The 22498-nt window shown below is 33.9% G+C and carries 24 protein-coding genes and 1 riboswitch; of the genes, 4 read left to right on the forward strand and 20 right to left on the reverse strand.

Annotated features, from left to right (window positions below):
- Positions 1-20 precede the first annotated feature (20 nt).
- The 18 genes from J2X07_RS11585 to J2X07_RS11670 form a co-directional block, all read right to left on the reverse strand.
- Positions 21-905 carry a glycosyltransferase family 2 protein gene (locus J2X07_RS11585; protein WP_310258869.1) on the reverse strand — a complete coding sequence of 295 codons (885 nt, stop codon included), beginning with the start codon at positions 903-905 and terminating at the stop codon, positions 21-23.
- 2 nt (positions 906-907) lie between these two features.
- Positions 908-2017, reverse strand: coding sequence for a glycosyltransferase family 1 protein (locus tag J2X07_RS11590; RefSeq protein ID WP_310258870.1), 1110 nt, complete (start codon positions 2015-2017; stop codon positions 908-910).
- Positions 2002-3153: a glycosyltransferase family 4 protein gene (locus tag J2X07_RS11595; protein WP_310258871.1), complete on the reverse strand. Its 1152-nt coding sequence runs from the start codon at positions 3151-3153 to the stop codon at positions 2002-2004. The genes J2X07_RS11590 and J2X07_RS11595 overlap by 16 nt, the downstream gene beginning before the upstream one ends.
- A 61-nt stretch (positions 3154-3214) precedes the next feature.
- A complete protein-coding gene (gene galU, locus J2X07_RS11600) occupies positions 3215-4099 on the reverse strand; it encodes a UTP--glucose-1-phosphate uridylyltransferase GalU (RefSeq protein ID WP_310258872.1) in 885 nt (294 codons plus the stop codon).
- Between the two features lie 11 nt (positions 4100-4110).
- Positions 4111-5937 (reverse strand): polysaccharide biosynthesis protein, encoded by a 1827-nt coding sequence (locus J2X07_RS11605; protein ID WP_310258873.1) that lies wholly within the window; start codon positions 5935-5937, stop codon positions 4111-4113.
- Between the two features lie 266 nt (positions 5938-6203).
- A complete protein-coding gene (locus tag J2X07_RS11610; RefSeq protein WP_310258874.1) occupies positions 6204-6890 on the reverse strand; it encodes a CpsD/CapB family tyrosine-protein kinase in 687 nt (228 codons plus the stop codon).
- On the reverse strand, positions 6880-7611 hold the full coding sequence (locus J2X07_RS11615; protein ID WP_310258875.1) for a YveK family protein: 732 nt from the start codon (positions 7609-7611) through the stop codon (positions 6880-6882). Before J2X07_RS11615 ends, J2X07_RS11610 begins: the two co-directional genes overlap by 11 nt.
- 199 nt (positions 7612-7810) lie before the next feature.
- Positions 7811-9604 (reverse strand): ABC transporter ATP-binding protein, encoded by a 1794-nt coding sequence (locus J2X07_RS11620; RefSeq protein WP_310258876.1) that lies wholly within the window; start codon positions 9602-9604, stop codon positions 7811-7813.
- Positions 9601-10800: a nucleotidyltransferase domain-containing protein gene (locus J2X07_RS11625; RefSeq protein ID WP_310258877.1), complete on the reverse strand. Its 1200-nt coding sequence runs from the start codon at positions 10798-10800 to the stop codon at positions 9601-9603. The genes J2X07_RS11620 and J2X07_RS11625 overlap by 4 nt, the downstream gene beginning before the upstream one ends.
- A gap of 14 nt (positions 10801-10814) precedes the next feature.
- Positions 10815-11267, reverse strand: coding sequence for a lasso peptide biosynthesis B2 protein (locus J2X07_RS11630; protein ID WP_310259037.1), 453 nt, complete (start codon positions 11265-11267; stop codon positions 10815-10817).
- An 18-nt stretch (positions 11268-11285) separates the two neighbouring features.
- Positions 11286-11576 carry a lasso peptide biosynthesis PqqD family chaperone gene (locus tag J2X07_RS11635; RefSeq protein WP_310258878.1) on the reverse strand — a complete coding sequence of 97 codons (291 nt, stop codon included), beginning with the start codon at positions 11574-11576 and terminating at the stop codon, positions 11286-11288.
- 11 nt (positions 11577-11587) lie between these two features.
- A complete protein-coding gene (locus J2X07_RS11640; RefSeq protein WP_310259038.1) occupies positions 11588-12496 on the reverse strand; it encodes an aldolase in 909 nt (302 codons plus the stop codon).
- Positions 12497-12588: 92 nt separating this feature from the next.
- Entirely contained in the window at positions 12589-12714 is a 126-nt protein-coding gene (locus J2X07_RS11645; protein ID WP_310258879.1) for a paeninodin family lasso peptide, read from the reverse strand.
- Positions 12674-14644 (reverse strand): asparagine synthase-related protein, encoded by a 1971-nt coding sequence (locus tag J2X07_RS11650; RefSeq protein WP_310258880.1) that lies wholly within the window; start codon positions 14642-14644, stop codon positions 12674-12676. The genes J2X07_RS11645 and J2X07_RS11650 overlap by 41 nt, the downstream gene beginning before the upstream one ends.
- A gap of 214 nt (positions 14645-14858) precedes the next feature.
- The gene (locus J2X07_RS11655) at positions 14859-15290 is read right to left on the reverse strand and encodes a hypothetical protein (RefSeq protein WP_310258881.1); all 432 of its coding nucleotides are present in this window, start codon (positions 15288-15290) and stop codon (positions 14859-14861) included.
- 147 nt (positions 15291-15437) lie between these two features.
- Positions 15438-15974: a hypothetical protein gene (locus J2X07_RS11660; RefSeq protein ID WP_310258882.1), complete on the reverse strand. Its 537-nt coding sequence runs from the start codon at positions 15972-15974 to the stop codon at positions 15438-15440.
- Between the two features lie 86 nt (positions 15975-16060).
- Positions 16061-16447 (reverse strand): hypothetical protein, encoded by a 387-nt coding sequence (locus J2X07_RS11665; protein WP_310258883.1) that lies wholly within the window; start codon positions 16445-16447, stop codon positions 16061-16063.
- A 232-nt stretch (positions 16448-16679) separates the two neighbouring features.
- Complete coding sequence (locus J2X07_RS11670) at positions 16680-17648, reverse strand: NAD(P)H-dependent flavin oxidoreductase (protein ID WP_310258884.1); 969 nt, start codon at positions 17646-17648, stop codon at positions 16680-16682.
- 201 nt (positions 17649-17849) lie between these two features.
- Positions 17850-17934: riboswitch (cyclic di-GMP riboswitch) on the forward strand.
- Between the two features lie 29 nt (positions 17935-17963).
- Between J2X07_RS11670 and J2X07_RS11675 the strand changes: the two genes are divergently transcribed.
- From J2X07_RS11675 to J2X07_RS11690, 4 genes are all read left to right on the forward strand, one after another.
- Positions 17964-18116: an anti-repressor SinI family protein gene (locus tag J2X07_RS11675; protein WP_310258885.1), complete on the forward strand. Its 153-nt coding sequence runs from the start codon at positions 17964-17966 to the stop codon at positions 18114-18116.
- A gap of 81 nt (positions 18117-18197) precedes the next feature.
- Positions 18198-18518, forward strand: coding sequence for a helix-turn-helix domain-containing protein (locus J2X07_RS11680; RefSeq protein WP_310259039.1), 321 nt, complete (start codon positions 18198-18200; stop codon positions 18516-18518).
- Between the two features lie 212 nt (positions 18519-18730).
- Positions 18731-19498, forward strand: coding sequence for an SGNH/GDSL hydrolase family protein (locus J2X07_RS11685; RefSeq protein WP_310258886.1), 768 nt, complete (start codon positions 18731-18733; stop codon positions 19496-19498).
- A gap of 121 nt (positions 19499-19619) precedes the next feature.
- On the forward strand, positions 19620-20660 hold the full coding sequence (locus J2X07_RS11690; RefSeq protein WP_310258887.1) for an STAS domain-containing protein: 1041 nt from the start codon (positions 19620-19622) through the stop codon (positions 20658-20660).
- 540 nt (positions 20661-21200) lie between these two features.
- Here the strand turns inward: J2X07_RS11690 and J2X07_RS11695 are convergent.
- Both J2X07_RS11695 and J2X07_RS11700 read right to left on the reverse strand, forming a co-directional pair.
- A complete protein-coding gene (locus J2X07_RS11695; protein WP_310258888.1) occupies positions 21201-21854 on the reverse strand; it encodes a C40 family peptidase in 654 nt (217 codons plus the stop codon).
- Positions 21855-22009: 155 nt separating this feature from the next.
- Complete coding sequence (locus J2X07_RS11700; RefSeq protein WP_310258889.1) at positions 22010-22480, reverse strand: hypothetical protein; 471 nt, start codon at positions 22478-22480, stop codon at positions 22010-22012.
- Between the last annotated feature and the right edge of the window lie 18 nt (positions 22481-22498).

The raw sequence follows: 22498 nt of genomic DNA on the forward strand, positions 1-22498 counted from the left end.
TTTTTTTCCTTTCTTTTAGATCAGACTGTTTTTGTCTTATTGGATATATAAAGATATAATAAAAAACCAAATGGTATGGCCAATATTGTTAAGTCTTTTCTTGGTGTATCATTAAGAAATTTCCAATTTTCCATTAATAGATTACTAGAAACAAAGTGGATTGCCTGCCTAAACTTAAATGAGAGACTAGCAAAAGGTAACTTCATAAGCTCTATACGATAAAAAGCAAATCCTCTAGGGTTTTTTCGATATTGGTTTATCATATTTAAAGAAGAGCCGTCTGGTAAATACTCCACACAACAGAGAATTTCATTCATAAGCAACATTTTATATTCTTTATCTAACATGTAATATTTATATGCTAATCCAACATACTTTTCATTATCAAAAACAGGATATGGGTATTTCCTTGTTAGTTCTGAACGATAGACAAGTTTTTTGTCACCAGTTACCCCATGTTTGTTATATAAATCAAACAGCGTAGACTGCTTTATATGATCTGGTAACATTGAGCCAATGATTTGGTTTTCAGTATCGGAATCAAGAGCAATCATTCCACTGACTTGATCACTTCCATACCTATTCCAAAATGTAAGGATTTTTTCAACAGCATCCTTTGGCATATAATCATCGGAATCGATACACACATTTAATTCTGTTTCAATGAGTTCATACGCTGTATTATGCGCGCCATGCATCCCTTGATTACTTTGCCAATAGTAACTAATTTGAATCCCTTTTTCATCGATCCAACTTTGTACGAGCTCTTTTGTATGATCTGTAGAACCATCATCTATAATCAACCACATAAAATCTTTACTTGTTTGTTGTTTTAGACTTTCATAACATTTATGAAGGCAATAAGCTCGATTAAATGTTGGAGTAAAAATCGTTAATTGCTTCATATTCACCTCACCATTTTTAAATATAAATCCTGTGTTTGAGTTGCTGCAGCGTTAATATCATAGCCATTGTTTTTTAAGGCTGTCTTTGCATGATAATTTCTTAATACTGAACACCTTACTGATTTTAAGGATGCTTTCCATTTGTTTATACTATTTATTGGTAACTTTTTTACCATTTCCAAGCCCATATCAACCTCACTTGTAATGGTATCTGAGATCAGACATGGGAGACCTGCACATTGAGCTTCTATAAGTGTGACTGGCAAACCTTCATGAAACGACGGGAAAACAAACACATCAAATGCCTGAAATAAGTGATGCACATCATCTCGCACCCCTAAGAACTTCACACAATCATTTAGGTGCAAATCGTCTACTTTCTTTTTAATCGCAGGAAGTAAGCTGCCCTCTCCAATTAATAGAAGTATGGATTTATGATTTTCTTTTAATGATTCAGCAAAAATATCAATTAGAAAATGATGATTTTTTTGCTTATTAAATCTCCCTACATGACCCACCACAAAGGTATCGTCAGGTATTCCTAAATCATTCCTTACCTTCAGCCTTGTTTCATTTGAGAATTCAAACTTATTACAATCGATGCCATTTTTTAATATGAATGCTTCATTCGATTTTTTACGAAACAGCCAATTTGCTGCTTTCTGTGAACATGCTATTTTATGAGTTGCACTCTTATTGATTTTATTACCCGCATACCACTTATAAAGTTTAGCTATACTTCCACCCTCACTATTTGTGTTATGACTATGAGAAACTCTACATGGAATCCCTGCTTTTGCAGCAGATTGAAGAACCAGCCCACTCATCTTATCCATGTGAGAATGAACAATTCTATAGTCTTTATGAGCTTCAAAAAAATAATCTAATGACTTTATATACTTAATGTGTCCGATTTCTGTTACATAAGGAATTCTATAAATTCTCCCGCCTAACCGGGCAATTTCCGAATCAAAAATGCCTTTCTTACTCGTTAAAAAATCGAATTGTACTTTAGATCGATCAATATTCCGATAAAGATTCATAATCAGTGTTTCAGCACCGCCACGATTCATGTTTACGACTACATGCAAAATTCTTATTGGGCCATCCATTCTCTTTTTTCCAACCCTTCCATATAAGTCTTATAAATGGAAATATTCTGTTCAAGTACTTTATTAATCGCATATTTATTTTGAACCATCTGCCGACCTTTTTTTCCAAACGATTGAATCAGCATTTTATCCTCAGCAATTCTTATGATTTTTGAAGCTAGATCTTTTGTGTTATCACTCTCAAATACCCAACCGGTTTTATTATTTAGTACTAACTCCTTATGACCTCGATTAAGAGTTGCGATAACCGGCAGCTCACAAGCCATAGCTTCCATAACATTAACTGGCAATCCTTCTCGCAAACTTGATGCCACCGCAAGATCACACATTGGTAAAATCGAAGATAAATCATCTCGATATCCTAAAAAATCAATGTAATCAAAAACACCAAGACGAGCAGCTAAGTTTTTGCATTCCTCAAGCAATGGACCTGTTCCTGCCAGCAGCAGCTTTGCATGCGGTATTTTATCTTTTAATAAAGATATTGCATGAATTAACAATTGCTGATTTTTGTTCTTATTAAATTCCGCTGCATAGAACAGGAGAAAATCATTTTTGGAGTAACCGAATTCTTCTCTTAAACTAAGTTTTTGCTCTTTACTAATTGGTTTAAAGCCATTCGTATCTACTCCTACACCATGGACATGCTTTATTTGTTTTGCAGAGAATTTGTGTTTGCGGGATAAATTGTAATCTTCGCAATTAATAGTAATTAGACAGTCTGTAATAGATGATAGAACCCTTTCAACAGGATAGTAGATCAACCAGTTTGGAATAGGTGCTCCTTTATAAAAATGAAAGCCATGAGCCGTATATATAACTTTCGCACCCTTTTTTCTTGCTTTTCGCGCAGCTAACCGAGTAAGAACTCCTCCCATAGGGGTGTGACAATGTATGATATCAAAATCATTATTACAAATAATTGATTTGAGAGATTTATAAGCTTGCATATTTTTGGGATGTAATGGTGAACGCTGAATAGAAATGTTATATTGTTTATCCACAAATGGAAGGTTCATCGTTCCTGATGCTGCCACATGAACTTCCCATCCTTGTTCTTTACACCATTTCATAAGTGGTATATGAAAGGCTATAAAATGATAATCAACAGTCGCACATAACAAAATTTTTTTCATCCTGGCTCATCCTTTATTTAGCATAAAAAATACAGCACGGTTATCATCACCGGCTGTTTGATTAATTTATATTGATTTGTTCCTTGGTAAGGATTCGTGAGAAATAATCCAAAAGATCATATTTTAATTCGTCTTGCTGGAGTGCAAAATCTATCGTTGTTTGAATATAACCCAGCTTTTCTCCGACATCATACCTCGTTCCTTCAAAGTTATAAGCATAAATAGCTTCGAAATGATTCAGCTCTGCAATTGCATCCGTTAATTGAATCTCACCGCCAGCACCAGGTCTTTGATTGGCTAGCAAATCAAAGATTCGTGGATTTAATATATATCGTCCCATAATCGCAATATTAGAAGGTGCTTCACTTTGTTTTGGTTTCTCAACTAAATGACTAACTGAATATAGTCGCTCTGTTAAGCTTTTACCGCTCACAATACCATAGCGAGACACTTGATTATCAGGAACTTCCTGTACTCCAATTATAGATGAACGGTATCGCTCATATTGTTCAATCATTTGCTGCAGACACGGCTTTTCAGCTTTTACGATATCATCGCCAAGCAAGACAGCGAATGGCTCATCTCCGATAAATTTTCGTGCACACCAAATGGCATGCCCAAGGCCTTTTGGTTCTTTTTGTCTAATATAATGAATATCTACTAGCTTTGATGATTTCTGTACTTCTTCAAGCAATTCTAACTTTCCCTTTTCTAACAAGTTTTGTTCTAATTCAAAAGAATGATCAAAGTGATCTTCAATCGCTCTTTTCCCTTTTCCAGTTACGATAATAATATCTTCAATTCCTGACTGAACAGCCTCTTCAACGATATATTGAATTGTAGGCTTATCAACGATTGGAAGCATTTCTTTAGGCATTGCTTTTGTTGCTGGTAAAAATCGTGTACCAAGACCCGCTGCTGGAATAATCGCTTTTTTTACTTTCATAGAATTCTCCTTTAGCTTGACAATGTCATTAATGATTCCGCTGTGTCCCGTTGATTAGCAAGATTTAATAATGTTTCGCGTAACTTTTCTTTGTCCATATCTGGAAAAGTGTTTACAAGCTCTTCAATTTCTTCTATATACAATTGAGATGTTTTTCCGATATAAATTTTAGGGTAAATTTGTTCTTCATGTATTTCCTCTTTTTCCAATAATTCTTCAAACAATTTTTCACCTGGTCGTATTCCTGTGTATTCAATTCGTATTTCATCAGTAGAATAACCCGATAATTTTATTAGATTCTTGGCAAGGTCCACTATTTTTACCGGCTCTCCCATATCTAGCACAAAAATTTCCCCACCCTTTGCTAGTGCACCAGCTTGAATGACAAGCCGTGAAGCTTCAGGAATCGTCATGAAGTAACGAATCATATCTGGATGTGTAACCGTTACAGGACCGCCTTTTTCAATTTGTTGTTTAAAAAAAGGAATGACACTTCCTCTGCTTCCTAATACATTTCCAAAGCGTACAGCTACAAATTTTGTTTCACTTTTATTATTTAAATCTTGAATAATCATTTCTGCTAATCGTTTTGTAGCTCCCATCACACTTGTTGGATTAACCGCTTTATCTGAAGAAATCATCACAAATGTTTGAACCCCGCTCCAACTTGCTGCTGTTGCAGCGTTCAACGTTCCTAGTATGTTATTTTTTAAAGCCTCTTCGGGATTTCGTTCCATTAGCGGTACGTGTTTATGTGCAGCAGCATGGTACACTACATCAGGGCGATATGTATGCATAACTTCCATCATTTTCTTAGCATCCTGCAACTCAGCGATTTCAGTAATAAATTCAATAGCACTATCTTTATAAATTTCTTTTAAATTCATTTCAATAGAATAGATGCTATTTTCACCATGACCTAAAAGAACGAGCTGTTTGGGTCCGAACATAGAAATTTGACGGCAAATCTCTGACCCTATCGAACCGCCTGCACCTGTTACCAAAACAACTTTATTCGTTACATAGTCAGAAATACTTTCCAGATCTAATTCCACAGGATCTCTTCCCAGTAAATCTTCAACTCGCACTTCTCTAAACTGGGTTACAGATACTTTTCCTGTTACTAAATCTTCTAACATGGGGAGTATTTTTGTTTTCGCTTTAGTTTTGGCACATTCCTTAAAAATAATGTTCAACTCTTGTTTTCTAAGAGACGGAATTGAGATTACGATATTTTCAATATTTTCGTTTTGTACAATTTGTTCTAATTGATTCACACCACCAAAAACGGGGATACCAAAAATATCGAGATTATGTTTTTTATCATCATCATCAATAAATCCAACTGGTAAAAGATCGGATTCTTTATTCTTTAACAATTGCCTTGCTACCATAGTTCCTGCAGAGCCCGCTCCAATAATTAAAGTTCTTTTTCTGTTATCTGTTTTTTTCATAAGAGAATCTCGATATAACCTCCAGCAAAAGCGAGAACCTCCGATCAGGAGCATATGAAGGAGCCATGTAACTAAAAGGAGACGAAAGTGTGTTTCTTTTAATACAAATTGCTGAAATAATCCACCTGAAATGATTGAGCATGTCACAACATTAAAAATAATAATAAGTTCACCCACACTAGCGTATTCCCAAACCTTTTTATAAAGTTTGAATTTCAAAGCAAAAAAATGATGACCTAGAACTATAGCCATTGCACTTAATGAAACCATCGGTGTTATGACATGGATATCAGCACTAACTAAAAAAAGGCTAAAATAAATCGCGGTTATGACAATACATGAATCAATCAATAAAAATAACGACATTCTCTGTTTATATGTCATTATTGCCCTCCTTTCACTTACAGTTATTTTTTTAAAATTGATTTTTTAAAGTCCTTAAAGATATACTCTCTTTAAAAGAACCCATCATTAAAAACTTTAAAATTAAAATGGGCATTCAACCCGTCCTCACATCACACCAACGACAACTAGCGTCTAAGGTTATCTAACCCACAGCATGATCGAGTGCCTGCATTGTTACCGATAAGCAGACATCACCGCTAAAATTCTTATTACCAAACAAGTCGTTCTAAATAAAGAACGTAACGTTAAAAAAAATATTCTTCTAACCATGAATTATTTTTCTCATTCAACACAACACCAATAATATTAGCCTTTGCAACTTCAAGCGCTTTTTGCGTTTTTACGATTTCTTCAATCTTCGTAACAAATTTGTTTGTTATTAGTATTACTCCATCACTTTTACTGGCAAGAAACCTAGCTTCAGCAGCTTCAAGTACTGAAGGAGCATCAATTAAAATGGCATCATATTTATTTGAAAGAATTTCCAACAGTTCTGTCATGGCAGTCGTTCCAAGTTCCTCTAATGCACTGGTTCGAGTATCTCCGCTTGTTAATACATCTAAGCCTTCTATATACGTTTGGTGAACCGCATTTTCAAAAGTTTGTATTCCTTTAATTACATCAATTAATCCTCTTCTGTTTTGTAGTTTAAGAATGGTATGTATGGAAGGATTTCTAAAGTTAGCATCAATAATGAGAACTTTCTCATTACCTTTAACCATAGATATTGCAAGATTGACGAGCGTTGTCGTTTTTCCCGCTCCTTTTCTAGGTGATGTAACCAGTAAAATTTTTCTCCCACCTTTTTTTGTGAGAAAATATAAATTGGTACGCGTACTTCTATATTGCTCAGCAATACTTGAATATGGGTTTGTATATGAAAGTAAACTTCTCATTTTTGCAGCAACAGGATTATTTTTTTTAAATCCCAACCGTTTCACCCCTTACTTTCAATTCCTCTTGTATGTGAACATCTTTTTTTAAATTTTTTTTGGTTATTTTTGAGATGTTTCCAATCACTGGCAGACCTATTAACTCTTCAATTTCATCTTCTCTTTTTACCGTTTCGTCTAAAGAATTCAGAAAAAAAACAAAACCAACTCCAATAACTATTCCCATTACCATCGAAATAAATAAAAAACGGTATTTGTTGTCATTAATTGGATAAGGATTTTCTTTTGCTTCCTTTAACAATTGAACATCATTAAAACTTAATATTTTAGCAACTTCATCTTTAAAAGTACTCGCCGTATTATTGGCAATCATTGCCGCAGTTGCCGGGCTATTATCAACCACAGTTATCAGAACAACTTGTGAATCACCAATACTTTCAACTGTTATCTGTGACGCTAATCCTTCAGCTGATCTTGGCAGTTGTAATTCAGAGACCACTTTCTCCATAATAGCCGGATCTTTCACCATAACCATCAGTGTTTTCATCTGATCTGGATTTGCTTTAATTAAAAGTCTAGTAGAGGATTGATACAAATACGAAGTTGTATATTTATTGTATAATCCTCCGAGTAAGGTTATCAGTATTACGAACAATACAATAACCCAAAATCTTCTTTTTAGTAGACTATAAATCTCTATTAAATCAATCTCTTTTACTTTTGATTTATTTTTTGCCATGTTACTGTTTAGATCCGTCATGAAAACCACCTTATTAAATATGACTTCATCTCTCATCTTATTATTATGTTCTAAATAAAGAACTTGTAGTGTAAAAAAAATATCACTTCACAAAAAAAATAACACAATCGACAAAATGACGTAATTTTCAATATATATTACTACAAGTATAGTTCTATATAAAGAACAAGTCAACTGTATTATTTATATATTCTTACAATTAACTTTTGCTTAAAACCATTTGCTTCTCAAGTAAATCGCTAAATGTCTTTTGTTTTTCATCTGCTAATTTTTGAAATGCTCCATTTTGAATAATTCTACCTTCTTCCAAAACTATTATTTGATCAGCATTGCTGATCGTTGATAACCGATGTGCGATTACGATTATGGTCATCTTCCCTTTTAATTGTTCAAGAGCCTCTTGTATTTTTGCTTCATTTTCTGAATCAAGTGCACTCGTAGCCTCATCCAATATTAGGATGGATGGTTTTTTTAAAATTGCCCGTGCTAATACAATTCTTTGTCTTTCGCCTCCAGAAAGTCTTACTCCACGATCACCAATATAAGTATCAATTCCTTTTGGCAGCTTTTTAACAAAATCTGCTGCTGAAAAGTTCAATGCCTCCCATATTTCATCATCTGTTGCTTGGGGATGTACTAATATCAAATTGTCTCTTATAGTACCATTAAACAAAAAGGGTTCTTGAGGGACATATCCTGTTGCTTTTCTTAATGACAATAAATTTTCTTTTGTTATAGGCAATCCGTCTACAATAAGACCTCCTTTTTCAGGCTGTAAAAGACCCATTAAAATATCAATCAATGTACTTTTTCCTGCACCTGATCTTCCTATTATAGCTGTCATCTCATTTACTTTAATCACGAAATTAATATCTTGTAGAGCTGACTCTGAACTATAATCATATTTAAAGTACATATGCTTACATTCAATTTTCTGTTGAAGAGAAATCGATGGCAAACTAGTATCTCTGCTTGCATCTCCCAATTCAATTGAACTTTTACTTTCTTCTTGTAATTGTAAAATCGAATGAATGGACGGAATATTTGTAGCAAGTTGCTGTAAATTATTCTGAATAGCAATCAGTTTTGGCCAAAGCCTTGAGAAAATAAGAATAATCAACAACAATTGTCCTGGTTGTGCCTTAAACATGACGATGGATAAAAATATGAGCCCCGCAATGAGCAGCGCTGATATTATTTTATATAAAACTTGTGAATTGTTAATTAGCTTACTAAATTCAGACTGTTCTTGTTCAAAACGTTCAGACCAGTTTTTTAACCAAATATAGCTCGAGTTCTCTAAATGGTTGCTTTTTATATCTTTAATTCCATTAAAATTATCTGTTAAACCACCGATATATTGCTTTGCTAGATCAGATTTTTGCATACCTAGAATTTTCGAGCTTTTTAATGTTTGTTTCGAAAAATAGGCAAGTATACACCCTGCAATTAATACAAATAATGTGATTTTTGCTGACAACAAAAAAGCAATAATTAATTGAACAAATGTAAAAATGACAGAAGTGAAAAGTTGAAACAGAAGATTTGTTCCATTCGCGACACGATTAAGATCATCTGTTAGAGCATTAATAAAATCTGATTTTCTTCTTCTCATTAAAAATAGCCAATTTGCTTCCAGCAGCCCTTTATATGTCACTAATCTTATTTGATTAACAAAGCGAACAAGAATTTCCACATTTCTTAATGTTAAATTGCGTTTTAATAATGAATGTCCTACCACTAAGAAAATATAAACCCCAAAAATCATTAATAAACCATATAATTCTGGAACACCATTAAAGATTGAAGAAAGGCCAGAAAAAATAGTAGACTCTTTTACATTCATTAGGTTACTTAGATGAAGCATAGGAAGGAGAAGTAACAAACCTATCCCTTCTAATAAACTCACCACTATCATTCCGAACAGATTGATAAAAAGTGACTTTCCTGCAAATTGATAGAGTTGTTTTGCAAAAAATATGAGACTACTCATTTGATGTCCCCCTTAAGGGTTTGTGCGCCAGGTCTCGCCTTATTCCACAGCCATAAAACGGGTCTAAGCGGAAAATATAAGAAATGGAGTTTTTTAGGTAACGGTAAAATATCTTGATCTTCTGGGTATGGGTAAAAGAAGCTAAGAAAAAAAATAAATTTTTGAATCGGTGTTTTTAATTTAAATAAGTAGTTTTTATGATAGCTAGATATGTCTTCGGGAACTGGATAGGTATGCAAATTAACTTTATTCTCTAGATAAAAAATGGATTTTCTAGCCAAATATAATGCGTGCTTATTATTACTTAATTCAACAAAATACTTTATTTTTTGATAATTAAATAATTCATAAGATAATCGAATAGCTTGACCTAATAAATGTTTCGTTTGATGTTTCTCTGCTATTTTCTTTAGTATTTCTAGTTTTACATTTTCTTTCATTAACATTTGATGGATATCCAGTAGCCATCTTAACCTTGACCATCCATGTCTAGCACCATGAGTCGATAAAAACATGAAAAGATCTTCATTACCTAACATATAAAGAGGTGTGTGAGTTAATGCACTAATCTGTCGTCGTTCCCATAGATCATTAAAGGAAGGTTCACTTGCCGGTCCAGGATTTAATCGCCAGTGAACTTCAAATTTAACCTCTTTTACGGGATGAAAATAAGTAACATGATGATGTCTCCATTTCCAGTCATTTAAAATGCTACGAATATAATCATTTTTTATATAACCTTCATTCTGTAAAATTACATCAATGTTTTCTAGTTCATCTATTCGAACTAAAAGATCTATATCGCACGAGGTTCTAAGGGAAATATCCCCATATAATTCTTTAGCCAATGCAGGACCTTTTAATAATAGGAACTTAATATTTTCTTTTATCATCAATTTGTTGATTCTATCCATCTCGGCAGATAGATGTAACATTTTATAAATATTTTTTTTATAGAGTATTTCTAATTTACGTATGACCTTGTCGGGAATATGCTCACCATTTAACAGTTTTACTTTTCTATAAAGCGTACAAAATGTTCGGTGGTGTAAGGTTGATGCTAGAAATTCATCCCAGTCAATCTTTTTAAACAAATCTTTATTCATTTCATCCAAACTATCAAACTTTAACAGTTCAACTTGAAGTAATAATTCCTTTGATAAACTAGTTAAATCAAGTAATTTCGAACGTTTCATTTTATGCCACCTTCTTAATGTACGGTTTTTGCAAATTTACCCACTATCGTAAATCTGTTCATTTCTTCTGCTCCAGAAATATATAAAGAACCACTTCTTAACCATGCATGTGCGCACATATTTCCATCTTGATCTCTACCGGTACCAAAATAAATAGTACATGCAATTCTGCGTTTATTGAGCATCCTCATTCCAGCTAATGCTTTAACCATACATTGACTTTCCCAAAAGGTATGACGACTCATAATATGAATAGCTTCAGAAATTTTTTTTAAAAGGATCTCATCTGATTCTCTTGTAATATAAGGTGTCTCTTCCATATGTGCACCTAATGAATTTGAGGTCTTAGATATAGGAAGTAATTTTAATATACGAGCAAATCCTAATTCAAAATAAGCCTCTATTAATAACATTTTCATATCACGTTTCAATAAGGAGAATGTCCATAAAAAATGAAATGATCTCATCATATGTTCACACCTATTTTATTTCAGAACAATCAAATTCTCTTCATGCAAGGAATCTAAAAATGAGATGACATGACTCTCACAGACCTTCCTATCAATATCAAATTCAGCGGTCAAATCGTCGATAAGTTCCTCAAAAGTAATTGGATCAATTAGTTTGCTCCAAATCATTCCTCCAATAGTGCCTAAATTGTAATATTTTCCATTAGCAATACTCATCATTACTGTTTCCCCATCCATATCGCTGATAATGTTATTCTGTTTTTGATGTATGATAGATTTTTGTAAGATGCTCGATATCTTTTCCATGAATATCCCCCTCAAATATTGTCTAATACGACAGCTACTAGTTCATGTGCTGTAAATTGGTTTTTAGGCCGGCTTAATTTATTTATTTGTATTTTATCCAGAAGTTTTACGGTTTCTTTAAAATGCCAATCTGATAGCTCTAATCTATTAATAAATGAGCTGCGATATGTATGTTGAAAAAGGGTTGCAATCTTATTCAGCCCTTTTATTTTTTCATATTTAATCGAATCACTATCGTTTACTTCTAATTCAATTACACCTGCAAGTTCAATCGGAACCTTAACAGGATTTTCAACCGGAACTGCAAATTTAGTTTCTCGTTCAAATAATGGCTGGTACTTTTTAGAATCCATGCCAAACTTAATTAAACTTTCTTTCCATAGCTTTTGTTGAGGATATGAAGGCATCATTATAGGGTTGTTTTGATTATCAAAATTAATAGCAATAACATCATCACTTATTAGTTTAAAATCCTGCAGAATAAATGCTGAAGCCAGTGTGGATTTTCCAACACCTGATTCTCCGATAAAAGCATAAGCCTTTCCATTAATAGCTATAGCACTACCATGTAAACCAAGTATTTTTTTCTGAAGTAAAATCGTACCCATGCACGTTCCTAACAAATAGAGCCTTATCTTGTCTAAATCAAGATTCAGAAATGGCGAAAATACAATGGAATTTCCATCACGAATGCAGAAAATTGCTAAATCTGGTATTTGAAATAACACAAAGTTTCTTTCCACAAATACTTGTGTATTCGGTGATACTTTTTGTTCCCAGATTTGTGTTAGATCACTTACCTCGATATGTACATCTCCTTCACCATAAAAGGGAGTAGGAAATAATTCTGGCAGTTGAATTTCACTGCTGATCGATAGCCCAAATGTGTTATATTGGTAAGTTTGTTTTGTTGTAAGCAAACTTTTCACTTCCTTTCACCCACCTAAGATGATAACCCTTATACAGTTTAATGGTATAAGGGCCTTATCCTCTAAATAATTAAGTATTCTTTTTAGCTGTAATGAATATGTTCAGTTGGATCCGGCTGTACGGCATCTGGAGTTTTTATTCCCGGGCCAGCCATTGTCATATTAATATCAAGTACTTCCAATACTGGTTGCTGCCAATCTTTTTTCATATCGATCACCTCCTTTCAATCTTTTTAGAAAGCGATAAACAATTATACTTCTCATCATTACTCGAAAACTCGGATTAAAAGCGTCATCTGTTACTAGGTTATTTCTTGCGGTTTTTAAAGTATCTAAATTTAGATATTGCTCTGTTAGCGGATCTGTACAAATATAATCAAATTCATCCAAAAATGCTGACCATTGAGCAGACATTCGCTGAATCACATCAACACCTTGAATTCCTCTGATACGTTGGTTTAATCGTACCTTATCAGGTAAGTAACCTTCAGTTGCCCTTCGAATCATCCATCTGCCATATCCATTCCTTATAAATTGATCGATCGGAACAGAGAGACAAAATTGAACAACACGCAAATCGTTCGTTGGATCATGCGGGCGTATGGAATGATTTAAGGAGAGTTTAGTCCCTGTTGTTCCCGTAATATTCCAATTGTTCAGAATAACAAAATGGTGTTTTCTTAGATCATGTATCTCGATTTTTGAAAAATCGACTTGATATAAGCCCCGGTCTTTCAGGCTTTCATAAATATTGGTTTTTTCAGCTAATTCATTGCTAATCATTTCTGGAAAAATGTAAGGTTCTTCGTGTGATTTAAAATACTTGGGAAATGCTATTTTTCTTATTTTCCTAACCACTTGTGATTTATTAACATTAATATTTTTGGAGTAAAGCTTAAGTTCACTATTTAATTTTATCCACTTCATGGTTTTCATTAAGTTAGCGAAATATTGTAACTCTGGACCCCAAGAAATCGTATAGTTTCCGCGTTGACCATTTAATAAAATTCCTATTCCTTCTGATTGAGCTTGTTTATAAATCCCTTTTAACCAAACAGAATTTTCGAAAAATTTAAATGGCATTTCCATTATATCGAGCCATTCATCAATATCGGAATATGGATCACAGCCATTAAAAGCTTCATAATGATCTGAAATATTTCCAACATGATTAACAGTAGATTTTATATATTCACTTTCGTCAGGTAATCTATATTTATTGTTCCACCCCTGAAACTCAGGAATTGGGATGGCACTAAAAGTAGTTAACGTTTTGTTCATGTCTTTCAATGAGTTAGAAGCAAAACTTACAACAGATCCTGAATCCAATCCGCCGCTTAATTCAGATCCTATCTTTTTAATTGTGCGCAGCCTGGAATTCACAGCTGTCTGAAACACATCCCTGAAGGCTGCTATGTATTCATTGTTATTCTTAAGTTTTAACTCCTTATTGTCCAAAATATTAAGATATCTTAATAAGCTTAGTTTTCCGTTCTTTACTGTAATCGTATGCGAAGGAGGAACAGACAGTATATTTTTGTAAACGGTTATATTGGGATTTTCCACATCATTCATATGTTGGATTGTTAAAAATTCTGCTAGCCAATATTTATTTAGTTCATTTGAAATATAGGGTAATTCTAGTAAGGGATTTAAGAGTGTAGCGAATGCGACTCTTTGATCGTCATGATAATAGTAAAATGTACGCTTACCTGAAAAATCTCTTGCCCCAAAAAGACTTTCTTCTTTTTCGTCCCAAATCATAAAAGCAAATTCACCATTTAAGTGTTTTGGCATTTCTTCTTTCCATTTACAATAAGCAAGTAATATAATTTCGTTATCCGTCATAACCTTGCGATCTGATTGGTCAACGTTCAATTTATTAAATAGCTCATCCCGATTATCGAGTATGGCATCTGATGTAATTGCTAATCTTTTTTCCGAATCATAAAATGTTTTTTTCTTATTTAAGTCCTCGGGCATAATCCATTGAGCATGACAACCAAAAAACAAATTGTCTTTAGAATAGATATCTATGCTGTCTACTGGAAATCGTTTAAAATAATCCATCATTAAAAATCCTTCTTGATGAACTGACTGACCTTCATTAAAATTATAAATTCCAGCAATTGCGCTCATATTTCCTCCAGTACGATAACGAATTTCATTTTAAAGAACGATATATTTAATATATGTTCATTATAAAGAACAACTTAAGTATAATTTACCATCTGTATTTTTGAATGTCAAAGATATTTTTAAAAATTTCTCTAATGAAAAACTTTTTATGCTTAAAACAAAAAAAGCCCGCAAGGTTACCTTTAAGGTTCCTTGCAAGCTTTTTTTACTCTTTTTATTTCGCTGTTTTTCTAAATTTAAACACGAATCCAATGATAAATGACAAGATCGTTGTTACCAATACTGCTGTTGTGAGGGTTGTGATTCCTTGGTTGATTCCTACAGCATGATAAACTTGTACACAAACGCCAAATGGAACTGCAAAGAATAGAAATACCAACCCGAACAAAGCATTTCTCGTATTGTAAAGTGCAGTCTTATGAGCAATGTCTAGCACTTTAAGGCTTACAATCCAAAATACACTAGCTATTGACCAGAATAAGAGTATGGAAGTAATAAATGAAGTAGATGTCATACCCATAATTCGATCAAGGACAAAGTTCATATTCTCCCAGACCATCACCGTCTGATAAAGTCCGAGTGCAAATAGTGCTGCTAAAAAAACAAATGCGTATTCAAATCCTGATGTATTATTTTTCATCCCCAAATATACTCTCCTTCCCCAATTCCGGTAATCCGAAACCTCATTTTCAAATTATTTTACAATATTTTTCGAAAAATTTAAACCCTTAAATAATTTTAATGTGCTTTTTTGGATTTTTCAGGGGGGGACAGACCCCATAAAAAGACACTTTTATGCATTTGTCCTTTTCAGGAGGACAATTAAGTTGTTTTGCTTGAATCCAAAAACTAAGAAGGGATCTGACTTTATTACATACATACTTTTGAGGACAAAATAAAAAGGCAGCATATGTCTGCCTTTGAATAGGAGTGTTGTTATTTGAGATGTTCCGTGATGTCCATCTGAATTACACCTTTTATTTACTGATTGTATTGTTACTATCGATGATCCAGAATAACCTTGTTCAAAATAACCAATTAATCTTTCAGTATGTTTATTCCCTTTGTCATCCTTATAAAAGAGTTTCATCGTATTCTCACTAAACTCTTCAGTAGGGGTTACTTTAAGTTTGTATATTTTATTAGGTTGTATTGGGGGGATTTCAATATCTGAAGCTATGTTATGGTACGTAATCTTTAAATGCGAGATCTTCTTTTCGGTTTGATTTTTTATTGTGATGTCAAATCCAGCCTCATACCTAGGAATAACATAGCCTCCAACAGCTAGAAAGCATAATAGCAAAACCACAATAAAAATAATTTTTTTCATCACTCACCCTCATTTTTAAAATACTAAAAAGCAGTTAGATCACATTAAAATCTACTGCTTCTATATTATTTATTTGGTTGTTTTGCCTATCTCTTTTGTATTGCTTCCTTTTTGCTTTGGTTAGCTAAAATCCCCTCCACATGACTCTGTAATAGGTCTGCCTTCGTGTAAATTGTTTTTTCAAATTGCTCAATCGTCGTTTGGTTTCCATTGCTCTTAATCCGATTTTTATTAATCAATTCTTCCAGATGATATTTGATTGCCTGATTAGAAAGTTTTTTGTTTTCTGTTTGAGTGATAAAAACAAAAACATCCATATCCTTATAATTGAGTTCAATCTCAATTACAATCTCTTTATTTTCATATAAGAAGGTCGTCTTCCAGCTCCCATCTGTTGCAATAGGATTTGTAAACCCATAGTTGCTTACAAGAAAAGAAAAGCTTTCTTCTGTTTGTGATGAGAATAAATTCATGATGACACCTCCATAATTTATAAAATTTAAAATGATCTACCTATTATTACTTATATTTTCTTCTTTTTGCTCATTAATCCTCTTTTGTAATGATTATGTAAAGAGCTCGTTCAGTCATATTGACTAATCATATCAAAATATAGAATTAATTTTCTTAATTTCATATGGATAAAATTACAAAATCCCCCATTTGGAGTTTACAAATTCTTGAAATAGGGGATTTAATTTATAATTATTTAGTAATTAGTAAATTTTTTGTTTCAAGTGCCTTTTTATAGTCCAAAGCTAACTCTTCTACGACATCTTTAACGGTTGCCATCTTTTTGATACTTCCTACCCCTTGGCCAGCTGACCAAATATCTTTCCAAGCTTTTGCTTTTGATTCAGAAAACGATAAATCGACTGCTTCTTTTTTCTTGAGATTTTCAACATCGAATCCCGCTCTTTGTAAGGATGGAAGAAGATAGTTTCCATTAATTCCACTTATAGCGTCTGTGTAAACTAAATCTTCAAGCGTGGATTCAATCAGCATCTGACGGTATTCTTCGCTAGCAGAAGATTCTTCTGTTGCAATGAATCTAGTTCCCATGTATACGAGATCTGCTCCAAGTATTTTTGCAGCAAGAATGTCCTCACCCGTCGAGATCGATCCTGCTAAAACTGTAATTCCATCCCAGAATTCTTTTACAGCTTTTAAGAAAGCGAATGGATTGAGTGTACCACCATGTCCTCCTGCCCCGCTGCAAACGAGGATTAGTCCATCTATACCCGTTTTGGCAGCTTTTCTAGCATGATCAAGTGAAATGACATCAGAAAATACTATCCCTCCATATTTATGTACAATCGCAGCAACGTCAGTAGGGTTACCAAGGGAGGTAATGACGACAGGCGGTTTATATTTTTGAATGAGCTCTAAATCTTCTTGAAATCTTTTGTTTGTGCGATGAACGATTAAATTGACTCCCCAAGGCGAAACTTTAGTCGTTGGGTTTTCATTTTGATATTGTTCAAGATTTTCAGTAATATGAATCATCCAGTTTTCAAGGAGTTCTGATGTTCTGGCATTTAATAAAGGAAACGTTCCAATGATACCTGCTTTGCAGCTTTCAATCACCATTTCCGGGCTGGAAACTAAAAACATTGGAGCATTTATGATTGGCAATGATAATTGTTTCGACAAATTTGTTGGTAATTTTGACATCAAACTGGTCCTCCTTAGAAAATTATCGTTAAAATAGTTTTCCACAGTTATTGTCAGAATCCTTCAAATTGAACACTTTTATGATGCAATAGCCTCAATTTCACCTTGATATATTACATTTTTGTAACAGCCATTTTCTGACAATATTTTCTTTTTAGCTTGTATATAATCAATTTATATTAGGAAATTCGACCTAATACCTTCAGACAAGGGCAAACATTATCGAAAGAAATGGGCGCAAAGCCACGGGTCTAAAGCAAACCGCTATGATCGCCGGGTTACCTGAAAAAATTACCTATCTGGAGGGATCTTTTAGTGGAAAATACAGTAACGTTAGATCGTGAGTGGATTGATTTAATGAAAGAAGCTAGAGATCAAGGTTTCACTAAAGAAGAGATTATTGAATTTTTGAAAAACCCAGCCGCTAAATTAAATGCACTCTATACATCACAAATCGCCAGCTCCTAAATGGATTCAAGATTATATTTACTTCATCTGTGCAAAAAGTTATAATATAGGCAAATTCTTCACAAATGGGGAACGCACATGATGATTGGTGAACGAGTAAAAAAATACCGTATGGACAAAGGTCTCTCCATTACCGCTCTAGCGGAAAAAGCTGGAGTTGCTAAATCCTACATAAGCGCTTTAGAGCGAAATATTCAACAAAATCCATCTATACAACTTTTAGAGAAAATTGCTGACGTTCTAAATATTTCTGTCGATCACCTGATTAATCAGGAAGTGGACACAAAAAATTTGGACCATGAATGGGCAGAACTTGTAAAAGAAGCGATGGGTTCAGGTGTCAGCAAAGAGCAATTTAAAGAATTCTTAGAGTTTAATAAGTGGAAGAATAAACAAAGCTAGCCATTAGGTTTTCCTATAAGCTAGTTTTTTTATTAGTAATCGTATGCCTATAGTGTGGAATATGACGTTTCTTAACGTATGGTGTTGGTTTTTCACAGAAATCGTCTATTTAATTTGGTTTACTTTCTTTTGTACAAAAGTTACGATTATCATTATTAAGAACATTACCGTTCTTAATAATGATAATTTGTGCACTATAAGGAGGATAATCAATGAAATTGGGTAAAAAACCACTCTCATTACTGCTCTCATTGCTTTTGTTGTCTTTATTTTTTTCTCCTCTTAAAGCAGCTGCAGCACCAGAAGAAAATCACATTACATATGTTGCTCTAGGTGATTCGTTAGCTGCTGGTGTAACACCTTCTAATACGTTAGGACTTGGCTACCCTCATTACTTAGCTGGAATGCTTCAGCAATCTAATTACACAGTCACACCTGGCTTTTTTGGAGTTCCGGGTTATACAAGCACTGATGTATTAAACGATTTAACTGTGCCAGCCCGACCTCTTTATTACCAATTACAAAATGCCATAAAACAAGCAGATATAATTACAATTGATATCGGTGCGAATGATATTCTTAAAAAACTGACTTCAGGACAACAAATTAAAAATACGGATATCCAACAAACGGTGAGTAATTTAACGGCCATTTTGGTAAACATTAAAAAGACGAATCCTTCAGCAAAAGTTTATGTGATGGGTTATTACAATCCGTTTCCACATCCTAATTCAGTTTATGCACCATATGTCCCTACACTTATGAGTACTCTTAATAAATATAGTCTGATGTCACAGGGTATTTCAAAATTATTAAATGCCACATTTGTACCGACAGCAAGTCTCATTCAATCAAACTATGGAGCTTATCTTACAAATCCAAACAACATCCATTTAAGCCCTGCTGGGTACCAAGCAATTGCTGCAGAATTCTTTAAAGCTATTCAATCCAATAAGGCTTTAAAAAGCGCTGTAAATTAGAATTTGATATCGAGTATGCCCTTCAACAGTGTTGATAAGGCATACTTTTTTGTTTCATTCTCCTCCCAACAGGGTATAGGTATTGGATGTCTATTATTTATGAGTTGTTGGAGGATAATTTATGGATTTGACACCGAAAGAATTAAATAATTCTCAAAAAAAGATAGATATTAATGGTTCATCATTTTTTTGGGATTTAGAAAATGGCACTTTCCAATTTGAAAGCGGAGACGTCATGTTGTTTTGGATTGATTCTGCATTCAAAGTTTTCCTTAGCACCATTGAGGAAATCACTGGTGAAGGTACAGCTGATCTTGTATTTGAAACTGCAGGTTATCGTACAGGCCTGGTGGTTAGTGATTTTTACAAAAATTCTGTGGGAGATCTTGCGAAATCCATAGATGCTTTGCCGAATATTTATATTACTGCCGGCTGGGGAAAAACATATATAGAAGCGGATATCGAAAAAAAGGAAGCCATTATTACAATTACGAACAGCTGGGAAACGAAAGTAAAGGTCTCACAAAACAGTGAACGTATTGGCAGATTCTTACCTGGCCATTGGGCAGGTGTATTTACTGGATTGTACGATACAAATATGTGGTACAACGTAATCGACGATGAATGTGATGAAAAAAGATTAAAAATTAAAGTTTTCGAGTCTGATATTACACCTAGTACGAATATTCGTGATTTGATAAAACGAGAAGAACAAAATGAGATTATGAAACTGGAAGCGATGGTTGAAAATCGAACACGTGAATTAACGGATTTAATTAAAGAAATATCATCGCCAGTTATTCCAGTTACAGACAATATTGTCGTCATACCTTTAATTGGAAAATACAATGAATTACGTTCGAAAGATATGTTAGAACACACACTTACAGCTCTTCCTGCCCACCACGCACAATTTGTCATTTTAGATTTAACAGGCATCAAATCGATCGATACAACGATGATTGATATGCTGAATAAATTAGTATCTTCTGCACGGCTATTCGGGATGGAAACATTGCTCGTAGGCATCTCCCCAGAAATGAGTATGGAGATTACTAAGAATCAATATTGCCTTGGTGAAAGTACCTATTTCCGCAACTTAAAACATGCCATCTATTTTGCCTTTGCAAAAGAAGGCATGCATATCCAGGAGCCAAAATAGCAGCTGGATAAAAGAATCCGCAGTGCAGAACTTGCACCGCGGATTCTTTTTGTTTTTTATATTTTGGTCTGGTGTCCTCCTGAAAAACACAAAACACCTAAAAAGTATTTGTATGGGGTCTGTCCCCACCTAATTTTTAGAAAACACCCTACATTCGTCTATGCAACTCATCTGTTCGTTCATATGATATACAGAAGCCGACACGTGAGATCGGTTATCATGCTGTGAGGTGAAATTATCAATGTGTTACAAGTGTGGAAATTTCGACCACTGTGAACTCAAGCACGAAAAAAAGGAAATGGAAAAGGAAAAGAAAGTGAAAAAGGAAGAAGTTAAATGTGAATCTTCTTCATCTTCTTCATCTTCTTCATCTTCTTCATCCTCTTCTAGTTCTTCTAGCTCTGTCGTTTACAAGTGCAAGAAATTCAAAAAGAGAAAGAAGCACCACTGCTGCTGCGATCCTTGGGCAAGAATCTTGTTCTAGGATGACAAAAGGAGACCAATATAAACTTGGTCTCCTTTATTATTATCCTCTTCACACTACAGACGCTTAGCCCCTAGATAACGAGGCTGCCAGTATGTGTTGCTCATTTCAGCAATACTTACACCATTAGAAGAAGTTGCACTGATAAACTTTCCACTTCCAATATAAATCCCTACATGTGATGCACCTGAGTCAGTCGTCGAAAAGAATACGAGATCACCGACACCAAGAGTAGTTACTTTATACCCGATGTTTGCCCACATATCTTTAGCTGTTCGTGGCAATGTGATGCTGTGTGATTGCTTAAATACATAATCCACATAACCTGAGCAGTCAAATCCGCTTGGGTCTGTTCCACCCCACTTATAAGGCGTTCCTAAATAACGTTTTGCATAATCTACTAAATACGAGTTATTAACCTTGTAAACTCCTAATTTATCAAATGTGCTGCGGCCAGCAACACCATCAGCTGATAGACCTTTTGCTCGTTGAAAGCCTATTACAGCACTTTTCGTGTAAGAACCGTAGTATGAAGTATATGAGCCGCTGTATGTAAAGTAACCCTTATCTTTTAACATTGATTGTAAAGTTTTAACCTCTGAAGCAGTCATTGTTGGACGAAGTGTTTGATCTCCTAAATTAGCAAAAGCTTGTACCGGTGCAAGTAATAAAGTCGCGCCTAAAACCGTAGTTGAAATCCACTTTTTCATAATATTCCTTAACCCCTTTTAATTTCCAAGTAATCTATAATTATCCTACTATATTAAAAAGAGGTTGTGTTTTACACTTAAGTTACGAAAAATAGGAATATGGTCTATCTTGCTTTCGCGTTAAAAGTATATTAATAGTTTTCTGTTCTAAGAAATTAAAGTGGCATTAAATACTTTAAACCATACCCCGTAAACATTTCCACACAATAAAAACCTATCGCAATTAAAAATAAAAGTGCCGCTCCATTTATGGTGAGTTTATTGTTAGAATCGTTCTTTTTTTGCTTTTGCCATTCATCTGACATAAAAAACAACACTGTACAAATAATGCTAAATAACGCAAACCCTTTAATTAAAAACATAGTAAGTACTGCAAAGAATATATGTATAAATGCTGAGCATACAAAACGATAATGCTCCATTTTATTTGTTAATGTATCAGAAAATAGTGAGACAGGAATCATATAAACAAAGTTTCCGATAAAAAGAACAATAAGGGTTACAATCAAAATAACACCAGAACTTTCACTAAAACCCTCAAATAAAACCAATAAATAACTAAAGCAAAGGAAAACAAGGGTCGAAAACCAAGCTGCTCTCACTTTTCTAGGAATGAATCCCTCCATGTTTAACTCTCCTTTTCA

The sequence above is a fragment of the Fictibacillus barbaricus genome (genome assembly GCF_031457135.1).
Lineage (GTDB): Bacteria > Bacillota > Bacilli > Bacillales > Fictibacillaceae > Fictibacillus > Fictibacillus barbaricus_A.